Below are 13,881 nucleotides of genomic sequence, written 5' to 3'. Positions count from 1 at the left end.
TATGTGAGCGAACTTTGGTGCTGTGGCACCAAAGTTCGCTCACAGGGGGTCCGCGCTGGTCAGGGCGCGGGGACGGCCTCGTCGCCGCGGAGGACCCGGGTCGGCGTCAGGCGCGTGCCCAGGAGGTCGGCGAGGGCCGCCGGGGTGGGCGCGTCGAAGACGTCGCGCACCGTCGGGGTCACGCCGAGCTCCTCGCCGACCCGCGACATCAGCCGCATCGCGAGCAGCGAGTGCCCGCCGAGGGCGAAGAAGTCGTCGTCGGGGCCCACCGACTCGAGACCCAGGACCTCGGCGACGACCGCGCAGAGCCGCTCCTGGGTCCGGTCCTCGGGCTCGGTCCGGGCGGCCGGGGCGGGCAGCCGAGCCGTGTCGACCCGCCCGTCGGCGGTGCGCGGGAAGTCGTCGACGACCACGACGGCGCTCGGCACCAGCGCGGCGGGCAGGACCGCAGCCACCCGGGCCCGCAGGTCGTCGGGGACCTGCCCGACCACGTGCGCCACGAGCTGGCCCTCGCGCACCGACACCACGGCCTGCGCGACGCCGTCGAGGCCCTCGAGCGCGGCCCCGACCTCGCCGGGTTCGACGACCTGCCCACCCACCGTGAGCAGCCCGTCGAGGCGCCCGACGGGGGTGCCGTCCCGGCGCACCCGCTCGCCCGTGCGCACCATCCGCGCCCCCGGCGCCCCGGCGGGGTCGGCGACGAACCGGGTGGCGGTCAGGGCGGGCTGCCCGAGGTAGCCGTCGGCGAGGCCCGCGCCGCCGACGTAGAGCTCGCCGGCCGCGCCGTCGGGGACGTCCTGCAGGGCGCGGTCGAGCACCCGGGTGGTGCTCCCGCGCGGCGGTGCCGCGGACCAGAGCGTCCCGCCGTCCGCGAGCCGCGCCCGCGCGGCCGCGCGGGACAGGACGAGCCCCACGGGGCGCCGCCGGCCGGCGGGCACCGGGAGCACGAGCGCCGGGTGGGCGTCGTCCACCGCGAGCACCTCGCCCGCGTCCGCCGCAACGCCGTCGACCGCGATCGTCCGCACCCCCGGCAGCGCGTCGGGCGTCGCCGCCACCCCGAGCACCGGCGCGGTCTCGGCGAGCAGCGGCGCCAGGCGCGCGGCCGGGGCGTCGACGTCGACCGGCAGCACGCTCGCCCCCGCCTGCAGCACGGCGCGCGCCGCACGGTCGAGCTCGGGGCCGGGCGGGAGGGCCACGGCGACGACGGTCCCGGGGCCCGCGCCGGCGTCGCGCAGACGCCCGGCCAGGCCGTCCGCGGGACCGAGCAGCGTGGTCAGGTCGCCCGTCGCCGGCGCCGTCCCCCGCCCCGCCGCCACCGCCGCAGCGCGCTCGTCGGCGTCGAGCAGCGGGACAGCGGCGACGAGGCGGTCCGGCGGCGCGGCGGTCAGGGTGCGCAGGAGGGCGTCGAGGTGGGCGTGGTGGCTCTCGAGCGCCGCGACGTCGTAGGTCGCCGGGTTGGCGTCGACGTCGAGGGCGAGGCCGCCGTCGGGCAGGCGCTGGACGTGCACCGCGAGGTCGTGCACCGGGCCGCCGGAGACGGGGCGGGCGACGCCGGTGGTGCGGGCACCGAAGCGCAGCAGCTCGGCGGGCCGGACGTTGACCCACGGCCCGACCAGCGCGGCCTCCCCGCGCGGGCCCTCGGCGGCGTCGAGGCGCAGGTCGCGGCGCAGGTCCTCGAAGCGGTGGTGCTGGTGGGCCCGCACCGCGGCCAGCTCGGCGACGACGTCGGCGACGAGCCCGCGCACCGTGGTCGTCGGCCGCGGGGCGACCCGCAGCGGCACGATGTTGACGAGCATCCCGGGCGTCCGGGCCGCGGGCGCCCCCGGCCGGCCGAGCCGTCCCATCATCGGCACGCCGAGCACGACGTCCGGGGCGTCCGAGAGCCGATGCAGGTACAGCGCCACGGCCGCCAGCACCATCTCCGGCCAGTGCCCCTTCGCGCGGTCGGCGGCGGCCTCCATCCGCACGACCACCTCGGGCGGCAGGGTGCTGCTGCGCCGCCGGCGGGTGCCGGTGACGCGCGCCGTGGTGCCGGCGAGCGTGGCCGGCTCGGGCGGCCCGGGGAACCGCTCGGTCCAGAAGTCGCGGTCGGCCTCCCCCGCGAGCCGCCGGGCCTCCCCGTCGGCGGCGACGAGCTCGGCGAGCGACCCGGCGCGCGTCGGCGGCACCGTGTCGAACGCGAGGCGGGCGCCGTAGATCGTCGCGACGCGGCGGGCGATCAGCGAGAAGCCGTACGCGTCCATCACCACCTGGTGGTAGCGGTGGAACCAGACGTGGTGCTCCTCGCCGAGACGCAACAGGGCCTGGGAGAACCGCGGCCCCTCGTGCAGGTCGGACGGCGCGGCGAGGGCGTCCTCGATCCACGCCTGCGCCGCCGCCTCCGGGTCGGGCTCGGCGCGCAGGTCGACCCGCGCCACGGCCCACGGCGAGCGCTCGTCCGGACCGAGCGGGACCTGGCGCGGCTGCCCGTCGCGGACGACGAACCGCACGTGCAGCGCCTCGGTCTCCTCGACGGTCTCGTGGATCGCCGCGGCGAGCACGTCCCCGGCCAGCGGACCGTCGATGTCGACCCGCGCGCCCGTGGTGTAGATCGGGTTGGCGGGGTCGAGGTGGTGGGCGAACCAGATGCCCTCCTGCGCCCCGGTGAGGGGCAGGGCCGGCTGGTGACGCGTCACGCCGGCGCCCGGTGCGCCGCGTGGTCGAGCGCGCCGAGCGCGGCGTCGGTGGACAGCACCACCCCGCAGCGCTGCGCGGTCCACGTGAGCGCCTGCTCGTGGTGGTCGCGCGAGAAGTCGGCGACGGCGTCGGCGACGAGGAACGGCTGGACATCGCGCATGAACGCCTCCACCGCGGTGACCATGCACCCGATGTGCGCGTAGATGCCGGTGATCAGCAGCTGGTCGCGGCCCGCCTCGGCGAGCAGCTCCGCCAGCCGCGTGCGCTGGAAGGCGCTGTAGCGCCACTTCGTCAGCACCTCGTCGCCGGGCTCGGGCGCGAGCGCGTCGACGATCGCCACGACGCCCGGGTCCTCGAGGTAGGCGGCGGCCGGGCCGCGGCCCCACAGGTCGTCGAGCAGGCCGCGCTCGGCGGGCGGCTGCTCGCCGGGCTGCGCGGTGTAGACGACGGGGACGCCGAGGCCGCGGGCGCGGGCCGTCAGGGTCGCGATGTTCTCGACGCAGACGCTCGCCGGCTCCTCGCCGCGGGAGAACGGGGCCAGGAAGTAGCGCTGCATGTCGTGCACGAGCAGGACCGCCCGCGCGGGGTCCGGCGACCAGTCGGGGCGGCTGGCGGGCAGCTCGTGCGACCGCGGCATCGGGTAGGGCGCGATCGACGGAATGCTCACGACGGGCTCTCCTCCGCTTTCTCGGTGGCGCGTGCCGCGAGCGCCGTCCGCAGCGCCCGGCGGCTGGTCTTGCCGACGCCGGTGACGGGGAAGGCGTCGACGACCTCGACGGTGTCGGGCACCTTGTAGGCGGCCACCCCGCGCTCGCGGACGAAGCGGCGCAGGGCGTTCGGGCGCGGCGGGTCCCGGTCGGGCACCGGGATGACGTAGGCGTGGGTGCGCTCGCCGAGAAAGTCGTCCGGGACGCCGACGATCGCCGCGTCGACGACGTCGGGGTGGGCCAGGAGGTGGTTCTCGACCTCCTCCGCCGCGATCTTCTCGCCGCCCCGGTTGATCTGCTCCTTCACCCGGCCGGTGACGACGATGTCGCCGCGCGCGGTGATCCGGACGAGGTCGCCGGTGCGGTAGAAGCCGTCGGGGGTGAACGCCTCGGCGTTGTGCTCCTCGGCGCGGTAGTAGCCGCGGATCGTGTAGGGCCCGCGGGTGAGCAGCGCGCCGACCTCGCCGGGCGGCACCTCGCGCTCGTCCGGGTCGGCGGGGTCGACCACCCGCATCTCGTCGTCCGGGGAGATCGGGCGGCCCTGGGTCTCCTCGACGACGTCGTCCGGGTCGTCGTCGCGGGTGTAGTTGACGAGGCCCTCGGCCATCCCGAAGACCTGCTGCAGACGTGCGCCCAGGGCCACGGGGATCCGGCGCGCGAGCTCGGCCGCGCACTTGGCCCCGCCGACCTGCAGCATCGCCAGGCTGGACAGATCCTTGGTGGACGCCGACGCGGCCTGCACCCACGCCGCGGCCAGCGGCGGGACCACGGCCGCGAGGGTCACGCGCTCGGCCTCGATCAGCCCGAAGCACGTGTCGGCGTCGGGCGAGGGCGCGAGCACTGACGTCCCGCCCGCGTGGACGACGCCCAGCAGGCCCGGCGAGCTCATCGTGAAGTTGTGCGCCGCCGGCAGCGCCGCGAGGTACACGGTGTCGGGCGACAGGCCGCAGATCTCCGCGCTGGCCCGGACGCTGTAGTGGTAGTCGTCGTGGGTGCGCGGGATCAGCTTGGGCAGGCCCGTCGTACCGCCCGAGAGCTGCAGGAACGCGACCGACGACGGGTCGACGTCGTCCCCGGGCAGCGTCTCCGGCGGGGTGTGGCGCAGCGAGGCCAGGGTGACGGCGCGCGCGGGCAGGTCGGTCCCGGACGGCGCGGCGACGACCACGTGGCGCACGCTCGGCACCGCCGCGGCCACCTCGGCGGCGGCCGCGGCGTGGTCGAACCGGTCGTGCCGGGCGACCGTCACGATCGCGACCGCCTCGGCGTGCTCGGCGAAGTAGCGGATCTCGCTGCTGCGGTGCGCCGGGAGCGCGAACACGGGCAGGGCGCCGAGCCGGAACAGCGCGAAGACCGTCTCCAGGTACTCGGGGACGTTCGGCATCCAGACCACGACCCGGTCGCCGGGCGACACCCCGCGCTCGGCCAGACCGGCGGCGAGCCCGCGGGCCCGGGCGTCGAGCTCGGCGTAGGTCCAGCGCTGCGCCCCCGACGGTCCGGTGCCGACGACGGCCGTGCGCCCGCCGTGCGCGGCGACGGCCGCGCTGAGCAGGTCGGGGAACGTCTGCCCGGTCCAGTACCCGGCGGCGCGGTAGCGCTCGGCGACCTCGGCGGGGTAGGGCACGACGCCGTCGGCCACCGCGGTCACGGCGCCGTTCACGGCGTGGCCTCCAGGCCCAGCGCGTGGAGCAGCGTGCGGAACTTGGCGGCGGTCTCGGCGAGCTCGGCCTCCGGGCGCGAGCCCTCGACGACGCCCGCCCCCGCGTAGACGCGCACCGCGCGCCCGGCGACCTCGGCGCAGCGGATCGTCACCGCCCACTCGCCGTCCCCGGCGGCGTCGCACCACCCGACGAGCCCGGTGTAGAAGCCGCGCGGGAACTCCTCGAGCTCCTCGATCGCCGCGCGCGCCGCCCCGGTCGGCTCCCCGCACACCGCGGGCGTCGGGTGCAGCGCCTCGGCGAGCTGCAGCGACGTCGGCGCGGGGTCGCGGAGCTTGCCCTCGATGCGGGTCCCGAGGTGCCACAGCGACGCGGTCCGCGTGACGCTCGGCGCCGACGGGACCTCGAGCGACGTGCAGAAGGGCTCCAGGCGCTCGGCGACCCGGTCGACGACGAGGGCGTGCTCGCGCAGATCCTTGGTCGACCGCGCGAGGACCTCGCCGCGGCGCGCGTCCTCCTCGGGGTCGGGGCTGCGTGGTGCGGTCCCGGCCAGCGGGTGGGACACGACGGCGTCGCCGCGCCGGGCCGCGAGCAGCTCCGGGCTGTTGCCGAGCAGGGTGCGCGGGCCCGCCTCCTGGGGGTCGGTGACGTCGGCGGCGAACACGTAGCCGGTGGGGTTGCGGGCGGCGAGGCGCTCGAGCACCGCGGCGACGTCGAGCGGCTCGGGCGCGGTCAGGGTGGCGGCGCGCGCCAGCACGACCTTCTCGAACTCGCCCTCGGCGATCATCTCCAGCGCGCGGGCCACGGCGGCGGCGTAGCGCGGCGGGGGCGGCTCGGCGCGGAAGTCCCAGCGGGTGCCGACCGAGGCCGGCGCCGACGGTGGCGCCACCAGCGGCGGGACGGGCGGCGCGTCCCCGGCCTCGCGGGCGACGGTGGGCGTGCGGTGGACGTGCGCGGGCACCACGAGGCGGGCCTCGCCGTGCGCGAACCCGATGGCGCCCACCACCAGCGGGTCGGGGTTCCCGGCGGCGCGCTCGGCGGCGAGCGTCGCCGCGGCCATCGCGCCGACCGACCCGGGCGACGCCGCGGGCACGCGGGTGCGCACCCCGGTCGTGCGCAGCGTCGACTCGCGCGTCGAGAAGAGGAAGGCGCCCGGCCCGGACCCCGGTCCCGGTGGCACGTCGAGCGACACGTCGGGGTCCGGACCGGCGCTGGTCGGGGTGCTGGTCATGGGTGTCCTCTCACAGCGGGCGGGTGGTCGTGCGAGAACAGCGCGGTCAGGGCCCGAGCGAGGCCCCGCCGTCGACGTAGACGGTCTGCAAGGTGACGTGACGGGCGGCGTCGGAGGCGAGGAACGCGACGACCTCGGCGACGTCCTCGGGCGCGGCGACCCGGCCCAGCGGGATGCCGAGCTTGAAGGTCTCCGCCGACCCGCGGACCAGCGCGGCGTGGTCGGCGGGCAGGTCGCCCATCGCCCCCATGGCACTGAGCATCCCGGTGTCGGTCGAGCCGGGGCACACGACGTTGGCCCGCACGCCCTGCCCGGCGAGCTCGAGCCCCAGGCAGCGGGTGACCGCCACCGCGGCCGCCTTGGACGCGGCGTAGGCCGCCATCCCGGTGCGCGGCACGCCGGCGGCGTTCGACGCGACCGTCACCACCGACCCGCGGCCGCGCCCGGCGAACCGGGCCCCGACGGCCCGGCAGGCGTGCATGACGCCGGTGGCGTTGACGTCGAGGCAGTGGCGCCAGTCGGCGTCGTCGATCTCCGTGACGGCCGCGACGTGCAGCACCCCGGCCACGTTGACCAGCGTGTCCAGCGGCCCGAGCGCGTCCTCGGCCGCGGCGACCGCCTTCTCGACCGCTCCGGCGTCGGTGACGTCGCCCGGCACCGCGACCGCGGTGGCGCCGCGGGCGCGCAGGGCGTCGGCGGCGGCCTCGGTGGCGTCGGCGTCGCGGTCGAGCAGGGCGACCGGCGCGCCCGCGTCGGCGAGGCGCCGGCAGACCGCGGCCCCGATCCCTCCGGCGGCGCCGGTGACGAGCGCCGGCCCGGTCGCGGCGCTCATTCGGTGATCACCCCCGGGTCGCCCACACCCGACCCGAGCGTGGCGTGCTCCCCCACCGCGTCGTGCGCGACCGGCAGCTCGGGCTCGGGGCGGCGGTGCCCGAGCACCGAGTCGACGATCTCGGCGGCCCGCACGGCCGTGGTCGACAGCAGCGTCGAGCTGATGCCGTGCGTGTGCTCGGTGGGTCCCTGCAGGTAGACCCCGGCGCGCAGGGGCGCGGTCGTGGTGATGCGGTAGTCGCGCTCGACCAGCAGCTCGCCGTCCTCGGCCCGCCGGCACCACGCGCCGACGTCGCCCAGCAGCCCGCTCGGGTCGATCGGCCGGTAGCCCGTGGCGTAGACGACGATGTCGGTGCTGATCGTGTGCCGCTGTCCGGTGGGCAGGAACTCGACCTGGAGATCGATGTCGCCGGCGGCGGCCTCCGGGACCCCGGTCACGCGGCTGGCGCCGTGGACGTGCAGGCGCTGCTCCCCGCCGACCTTCTCCTGATAGGCGCGGGCGTAGAGATCACCGATGAGCTCCGGGTCGACCACCGAGTAGTTCGTGTTCGCGTGGTAGTCCATGAGCATCTGCTTGACCTCGCCCGGGGCGGCGTAGAAGTGGTCCACCGCCTCGGGGTCGAAGATCCGGTTGGCGAACGAGGTGTCGTCGGCCGGGCTGTAGCCGTAGCGGGAGAACACCGAGTGCACGGCGGCCGCGTCCTCGCGGTCGTGCAGGTAGGCGGTGGCCTCCGCGGCGCTCTGCCCGGCCCCGACCACCACGTAGCGGCGGCTGCGCGGCGGGGCGGGCGCGAGGTCGCGCAGGCGGTACAGGAGCTCGCTGTTGTGCCAGATGCGCTCGCAGCGCTGCACGCCCGGCGGGAGCCACGGCACGAGCCCGGTCGCGAGGACGAGGTTGCGCGTGCGGACCGTGCGGGTGCCGTCGCCCGCCGCGTCGCGCAGGACCACGTCGAGCTCGTCGACCGTGCCGTCGTCGCCGGCCACGGGCTGCACGGCCACGGCCCGCGTGCCGTACGAGACCAGGTGGCGCACATCGGCGGCGCACCACTCCAGGTAGTCGTGGAACTCCACCCGCGACGGGAACATCGTCTTGGTGTTGATGAAGTCCGCCAGCCGCCCCTGGCCCTGCAGGTAGTTCAGGAACGACCGCGGACTCGTCGGATCCCGCATCGTCACCAGGTCCTTGAGGAACGACACCTGCATCGTCGCCCCCTCGAGCAACATCCCCCGGTGCCACCCGAACGCCGCCTGCTGCTCGACGAAGGCGGCCTCCACCCGCGAGGACCCGCCAGACCGCTCGTTGTGCTCCTGGACCGCCAGCGCCAGCGCCAGGTTCGACGGACCGAAGCCCACCCCGAGGACGTCCAGGGTCTCCGCGCGCCCCGACACCCGAGTCATCGCACTCCCTCGCCCGTGAGCCGCAAGATCGTTAGGAGACCCTAACCTAACTCGCCCGTATCGGGCGACGCGACTGTCGTAGCGGCCACATTCGGTGACCGTTCGGTCACGGGACGCCGGGCACCTCGCGGGCCACGGACGCCATGTCCGTACGGTCGCCGAGCAGCGGTCGCCCACGTGGGCGACGGTCCGCCCACGGTGTGCGGCGTGGCGGCGATCTCCTCGTTCCCGGCGCGCGGGAGGTTGACCATCGCGGGTCGTGAAGTGAGCCTGTCCTGCGTGCTGGACCGAGACGTCGGCGCGGTGACGGTGCCGTGACCGCTCCCCTGACCGGCCCTGCCGTCCTCCGCGGCTCGATCCGCGACCAGCGGGGCCCGGTGTCCTCCGCCGCGGTCCTGTTCATGGGGCACCAGGGGTGCGAGGCGCTGGTCCCGGTGCTCGTCGGCGTCGTCGTCGACCGGGCGATCGCGGCGGGCGACCCGGTGGCTCTCGTCGGCTGGCTCGCGGTGCTCGGCCTCGACTTCCTCGTGCTGTCGTTCTGCTACCGCTGGGGCGCCCGCCGCGCGTGGCTCGGCGACGTCCGCGCCGACCAACGGCTGCGCCTGCTGATCGCCGACCGCCTGCTCGACCCGCGTGGGGGCGCCGAGGCGGGGCGGCTGCCCGGCGAGCTCGCCAACGTCGCGGTCGCCGACGCGAAACGGGTCGGGGTCGTCAACTTCGCGGTCCCCCTGGGCCTCGCGGCGCTGGCGGCGATGCTCGTGGCCGCCGTCGCGCTGCTGCGGACCTCGGTGCCGCTCGGCCTGCTCATCCTGCTCGGGACACCGCCGCTGCTGCTCCTCGTGCACTTCCTCGGCGTCCCGCTGCAGCGGCGCAGCGGCCCCGAGCAGGAGCGGGCCGCGCGCGCCTCGGGCGTCGCCGCCGACCTCGTCGACGGCGTCCGGGTGCTCAAGGGCCTCGGCGCGGTGCCCGCGGCGGTCGCCCGTTACCGGCGCGCGAGCCGCGACGCGCTGGGCGCCACGCTCGGCGCCACCCGCGTGCAGGCCGGCTACCAGGGCGCGGTGCTCGCGGCGAACGGGCTCTTCCTCGCCCTCGTCGCCCTGGTCGGCGGGCGGCTCGCCGCCGACGGGCAGATCAGCGTCGGCGGGCTCGTCGCGGCGGTCGGCCTCGCGCAGTTCCTCATCACCCCGCTGCAGATGCTCGGGTGGGTCAACGGGCGGATCGCGCAGGGCCGGGCGTCGGCGGCGCGCATCGCGGCGGTGCTCGCGACCGGGCCCGCCGTGGGCGAGGGCGACGCGGCCACCCCGGCGGTGCCCGCCCGGCCCGCCCTCGCGCTGCACGACCTGCACCACGGCTCGCTGCGCGGCGTCGACCTCGACGTCGCCGCCGGCGAGACCGTCGGGGTGGTCGCCGCCGACCCCGCGGACGCCGCCGCGCTCGTCGCGTGCCTGGCCCGCGAGGTCGACCCGGACCGCGGCACGATCACCGTCGAGGGCCGGCCCCTCGCTGCGCACCCGCCCCGGGTCGCCCGCACCGCCGTGCTCGTCGCGGAGCACGGCGCCGAGCTCTTCTCCGGGACCCTGCACGAGAACGTGGCCGCGGCCGCGCGGAACTCCTCGGTCGCCCCGGCGATGGCCGCCGCGCAGGCCGACCAGGTCGCCGAGGTGCTGCCCGACGGCGTCGAGACCGTGCTCTCCGAGCAGGGCCGCTCGCTGTCCGGCGGCCAGCGCCAACGGGTCGCGCTGGCCCGGGCGCTCGCCGCCGACGCCCCGGTGCTCGTGCTGCACGACCCCACGACGGCCATCGACGGGGTCACCGAGGTGCGGATCGCGGAGGGGCTGGCGGATCTCCGTGCCGGACGGACCACCCTGCTGCTCGCGACGAGCCCGGCGCTGCTCGGCGTCGCGGACCGCGTGGTGCTGCTCGTCGACGGCCGCGTCGCCGCGACGGGGACGCACGCCGTGCTGCTCGACGCGGACCCCGCCTATCGCGGGGCGGTGACCTGATGGCGGACGCGGAACATCAAGGGGAGCACGCCGACAGGGGAGCCGGACCGTCGAGGCAGCGCACGATCCTCCCCGTCGCCGGGGCCCGCACCGTCCGGATCGCGGTCGGACGCCTGCTGCAGGGCCGCCGCGGCGTCCTCGCCGTGGGGCTGGTGGCGCTCGTGGCCAGCGCGGTCGCGGGCGTGCTCGTCCCGCCGCTGCTCGGGCGGATCGTCGACGTGGTGGTCGCGCGCCAGGGCGCCGACGCCGTCACCGGCCCGGTGCTCGGGCTCGTCGGCGCGGCCCTCGCGCAGGGGCTGCTCGCCGTCGTGGGCATGGCCGCGATCGCCCGGGCCGGCGAGGAGGTGCTCGCCGACCTGCGCGAGACGTTCGTCGCGCGGGCGCTCGGACTGCCCCTCGCGCGCCTCGAGCAGGCCGGTGCGGGCGACCTGACCTCGCGCGTCACCTCCGACCTCGCGCTGGTCGGCGACGCGGTGCGCCAGGCCGTGCCGGACATGGCGCGCGGCGCGCTGGTGATCGTCCTGAGCCTCGGCGGCCTCGCGATCCTCGACTGGCGCTTCCTGCTCGCGGCGCTGATCGCCGTGCCCGTGCAGGTGCTCACCGCGCGCTGGTACGTGCGGCGGTCGAGCCCGCTCTACCGCGAGCAGCGCGAGGTCGGCGGCGCGCAGCAGCAACAGCTCCTCGACACCGCGGGCGGCATCGCCACGGTGCGCGCGCTCGACCTGCACGACGACCACACCGACCGGGTCCGCTCGCGCGCGGCGGAGGTCGTGGACCTCGCGCTGCGGGTCGTGCGGCTGCAGACCGGGTTCTTCGGGCGGCTCAACCTCGCCGAGTTCCTGGGGGTCGCCGCCGTCCTCGCGACCGGGTTCGCGCTGGTCGACGCCGGGACCGCGACGGTCGGTGTCGCGAGCGCCGCCGCCCTGTACTTCATCAACCTGTTCACCCCGATCAACGAGGTGCTCTTCCTCCTCGACACCGTGCAGTCCGCCGGCGCGAGCCTCGCCCGCGTGGTGGGCGTGTCCGAGCTCGCCGAGGAGGAGGACGCCGCGGACCGGTCGGGGGCCGCGCCCGGCGCCGTCCGCGTCCAGGGCGTCTCCCACGCCTACGCCGAGGGCCACGAGGTGCTCTCCGGCATCGACCTCGACGTCGCGCCCGGCACGCGGCTGGCGCTGGTCGGGGCGAGCGGGGCGGGCAAGACCACGCTGGCCACGATCGTCGCGGGCGTGCACCGGCCCAGCGCCGGCTCCGTCGCCGCCGACGACGTGGCGATGGTGAGCCAGGAGGTGCACGTCTTCGCCGGCCCGCTCGCCGAGGACCTGCGCCTCGCCGCCCCCGGGGCCTCGGACGCCCAGCTGTGGGCCGCGCTCGACGTCGTCGACGCCCGCGACTGGGTGGAGGCGCTGCCCGAGGGCCTGGCGACGGTCGTGGGCACGGGCGCGCACACCCCGACGGCCGCGCAGGCCCAGCAGCTGGCGCTCGCGCGACTCGTGCTCGCCGACCCCGCCGTCGCCGTGCTCGACGAGGCGACCGCGGAGGCCGGCAGCGCCGGGGCGCGCGTGCTCGAGGCCGCCGCCGACCGCTCGCTGCGCGGGCGCACCGCGCTGGTCGTCGCGCACCGGCTCACCCAGGCCGCCGCGTCCGACCGGGTCGCCGTGCTCGACGCGGGCGTGCTCGTCGAGTACGGCACCCACGACGAGCTGCTCGCCGCGGGCGGGCGCTACGCCGAGCTCTGGGCGGCCGGGGCGGGGCGCCACACGTCTTGACCGTTAATTCGGTAATGTGGCCGGCATGCCGCGCCCGCCCTCCATCGACGAGGACCAGCTCGCCGACCTGATCGTGTCCGTGTTCCGCGAGAAGGGCTTCGACGGGACCGGCATCGGCGACCTGTCGGCGGCCACCGGGCTGCAGCGGGCGAGCCTCTACCACCGCTTCCCCGAGGGGAAGGAGCAGATGGCGCAGGCCGCGCTGACCACGGTCGAGCGGCGCTTCGGGTGGGTCCTCGCGCCGATGCGCGACGACCCGGACGTCGGCGCGGGCATCGCGGAGACGGCCCGGCGGCTCGGCGCGTTCTACGAAGCCGGCGCGCTGTCGTGCGTCTTGGACACGATGACGCTGGCCGGGGCGCCCGCCGCGCTGCGCGACCACGCGCGCTCGCTCGCGACGGCGTGGCTCGAGGCGATGACCGACGCCTCGCGCCGCGCCGGCCGCCGACCCGAGGCGGCGGTGCGCGCCGCGCGGGACGCCTTCGTGCGCATCGAGGGCGCGCTCGTGCTGGCCCGGGTCACCGGCGACACCGGCGTCTTCGCCGAGACCGTCGCCCTCCTCCCGAGCCTGCTCACACCTGAGGCTTGAATATTACCGTTCGTTCGGTAATGTCGGAGCCATGGCCGACCTCATGTCCCGCACGGCGTTCCACGACGGCGAGCTGGCCGCGCAGCGCGCGGCCGGGCTCACCGAGGAGGCGGAGAGGGTCCGGCCGATCATCGCGGGCGCGATCCCCCGCGGGGCGGTCGAGTTCCTGGCCCGGCAGCGGATGCTCGTGCTGGGCGCCGCGGACCGCGACGGCGCGCTGTGGGCCACGAGCCTGCACGGCCCGGAGGGGTTCCTGTCCGTCGCCGACCCGGTGACGCTGCGCGCGCGAGCGGTCGTGCCGGCGACCGATCCCCTCGCCGACGTCCTGCGCGACCGGGCCGACGTCGGGACGCTCGCCATCGAGCTCGCGACGCGCAAGCGGTTCCGGATCAACGGCCGGTGGCACCGCGTCGAGGGCGGCGGCGAGATCACGGTGCACCAGGCGTACGGCAACTGCCCCCAGTACATCCAGGCCCGCGCCGTCCTCGAGGAGGCACCGGCGGGGCCCGTGCCCGTGGCGACGCGGGGCACGGCGCTCGACGCCGAAGGAGCGCGGCTCGTCGAGGCCGCCGACACCTTCTTCATCGCGACCGCCGCCGCCGGCGGCGCGGACGTCTCGCACCGCGGCGGCAAACCCGGGTTCGTCCGCGTCGTCTCGCCGACCGAGCTCGTCTGGCCCGACTACGTCGGCAACGCGATGATGATGACGGCCGGGAACCTGCGCTTGAACCCCGCGGCGGGCCTGCTGGTCCCGGACTGGCGGACGGGCGCGACGCTGCAGCTCACGGGCACGGCCGAGGTGCGCCCCTCGGCGGAGGCCGCGACCGGGCGGGAGACGGTCTTCCGGATCACCGGGTCGGTGTGGACGGAGAACGCCTTCCCCACGGGGTGGTCGGAGCCCGTGTACTCGCGCTTCAACTGAGCCGGGGCGCCGGCATCGGGCCTCGCACCGCGGAGATCAAGGGCAACGTCACGTACCTCGCGAGCCGGACCAGGTGCATGAGGACGCCCCTGATCTCCGGTAG

The 13,881-nt window shown here is 76.7% G+C and carries 10 protein-coding genes; 4 read left to right on the top strand and 6 right to left on the bottom strand.

Annotated elements, in window-relative coordinates; genetic code table 11:
- Positions 1 to 59: 59 nt before the first annotated feature.
- From EV188_RS02920 to EV188_RS02895, 6 genes are read right to left on the bottom strand one after another with little or no spacing between them, the layout of a single operon-like run.
- Positions 60 to 2,675, bottom strand: a complete 2,616-nt coding sequence (locus tag EV188_RS02920; protein ID WP_166659690.1) for a condensation domain-containing protein — start codon at positions 2,673 to 2,675, stop codon at positions 60 to 62.
- Complete coding sequence (locus EV188_RS02915) at positions 2,672 to 3,343, bottom strand: isochorismatase family protein (protein ID WP_279536698.1); 672 nt, start codon at positions 3,341 to 3,343, stop codon at positions 2,672 to 2,674. Before EV188_RS02915 ends, EV188_RS02920 begins: the two co-directional genes overlap by 4 nt.
- Entirely contained in the window at positions 3,340 to 5,040 is a 1,701-nt protein-coding gene (locus tag EV188_RS02910; RefSeq protein ID WP_243741437.1) for a (2,3-dihydroxybenzoyl)adenylate synthase, read from the bottom strand. The genes EV188_RS02915 and EV188_RS02910 overlap by 4 nt, the downstream gene beginning before the upstream one ends.
- Positions 5,037 to 6,269, bottom strand: coding sequence for an isochorismate synthase (locus tag EV188_RS02905; RefSeq protein WP_133824700.1), 1,233 nt, complete (start codon positions 6,267 to 6,269; stop codon positions 5,037 to 5,039). Before EV188_RS02905 ends, EV188_RS02910 begins: the two co-directional genes overlap by 4 nt.
- Positions 6,270 to 6,315: 46 nt before the next feature.
- Positions 6,316 to 7,101 carry an SDR family NAD(P)-dependent oxidoreductase gene (locus tag EV188_RS02900; protein WP_133824699.1) on the bottom strand — a complete coding sequence of 262 codons (786 nt, stop codon included), beginning with the start codon at positions 7,099 to 7,101 and terminating at the stop codon, positions 6,316 to 6,318.
- Positions 7,098 to 8,498 carry a lysine N(6)-hydroxylase/L-ornithine N(5)-oxygenase family protein gene (locus EV188_RS02895; protein WP_133824698.1) on the bottom strand — a complete coding sequence of 467 codons (1,401 nt, stop codon included), beginning with the start codon at positions 8,496 to 8,498 and terminating at the stop codon, positions 7,098 to 7,100. The genes EV188_RS02900 and EV188_RS02895 overlap by 4 nt, the downstream gene beginning before the upstream one ends.
- Before the next feature lie 314 nt (positions 8,499 to 8,812).
- Between EV188_RS02895 and EV188_RS02890 the strand changes: the two genes are divergently transcribed.
- The 4 genes from EV188_RS02890 to EV188_RS02875 are packed head-to-tail and all read left to right on the top strand — an operon-like array spanning position 8,813 to position 13,778.
- Positions 8,813 to 10,501, top strand: coding sequence for an ATP-binding cassette domain-containing protein (locus tag EV188_RS02890; RefSeq protein WP_424922904.1), 1,689 nt, complete (start codon positions 8,813 to 8,815; stop codon positions 10,499 to 10,501).
- The gene (locus tag EV188_RS02885) at positions 10,501 to 12,267 is read left to right on the top strand and encodes an ABC transporter ATP-binding protein (protein WP_133824697.1); all 1,767 of its coding nucleotides are present in this window, start codon (positions 10,501 to 10,503) and stop codon (positions 12,265 to 12,267) included. Before EV188_RS02890 ends, EV188_RS02885 begins: the two co-directional genes overlap by 1 nt.
- 25 nt (positions 12,268 to 12,292) lie before the next feature.
- Positions 12,293 to 12,856 carry a TetR/AcrR family transcriptional regulator gene (locus tag EV188_RS02880; protein ID WP_133824696.1) on the top strand — a complete coding sequence of 188 codons (564 nt, stop codon included), beginning with the start codon at positions 12,293 to 12,295 and terminating at the stop codon, positions 12,854 to 12,856.
- A 31-nt stretch (positions 12,857 to 12,887) separates the two neighbouring features.
- On the top strand, positions 12,888 to 13,778 hold the full coding sequence (locus EV188_RS02875; RefSeq protein WP_208113959.1) for a pyridoxamine 5'-phosphate oxidase family protein: 891 nt from the start codon (positions 12,888 to 12,890) through the stop codon (positions 13,776 to 13,778).
- The last annotated feature ends 103 nt before the right edge of the window (positions 13,779 to 13,881 follow it).

The organism is Actinomycetospora succinea, from assembly GCF_004363095.1.
Lineage (GTDB): Bacteria > Actinomycetota > Actinomycetes > Mycobacteriales > Pseudonocardiaceae > Actinomycetospora > Actinomycetospora succinea.
The sequence above is the reverse complement of the archived record's forward strand: the minus strand, read 5'-3'. Positions and strand labels throughout refer to the sequence as shown.

What these genes read in the sequence shown, in the direction of transcription:
- EV188_RS02905 (WP_133824700.1), bottom strand. Translation starts at nt 6,269, where the DNA reads ATGACCAGCACCCCGACCAGCGCCGGTCCGGACCCCGACGTGTCGCTC.
- EV188_RS02900 (WP_133824699.1), bottom strand. Translation starts at nt 7,101, where the DNA reads ATGAGCGCCGCGACCGGGCCGGCGCTCGTCACCGGCGCCGCCGGAGGG.
- EV188_RS02895 (WP_133824698.1), bottom strand. Translation starts at nt 8,498, where the DNA reads ATGACTCGGGTGTCGGGGCGCGCGGAGACCCTGGACGTCCTCGGGGTG.
- EV188_RS02885 (WP_133824697.1), top strand. Translation starts at nt 10,501, where the DNA reads ATGGCGGACGCGGAACATCAAGGGGAGCACGCCGACAGGGGAGCCGGA.
- EV188_RS02880 (WP_133824696.1), top strand. Translation starts at nt 12,293, where the DNA reads ATGCCGCGCCCGCCCTCCATCGACGAGGACCAGCTCGCCGACCTGATC.
- EV188_RS02875 (WP_208113959.1), top strand. Translation starts at nt 12,888, where the DNA reads ATGGCCGACCTCATGTCCCGCACGGCGTTCCACGACGGCGAGCTGGCC.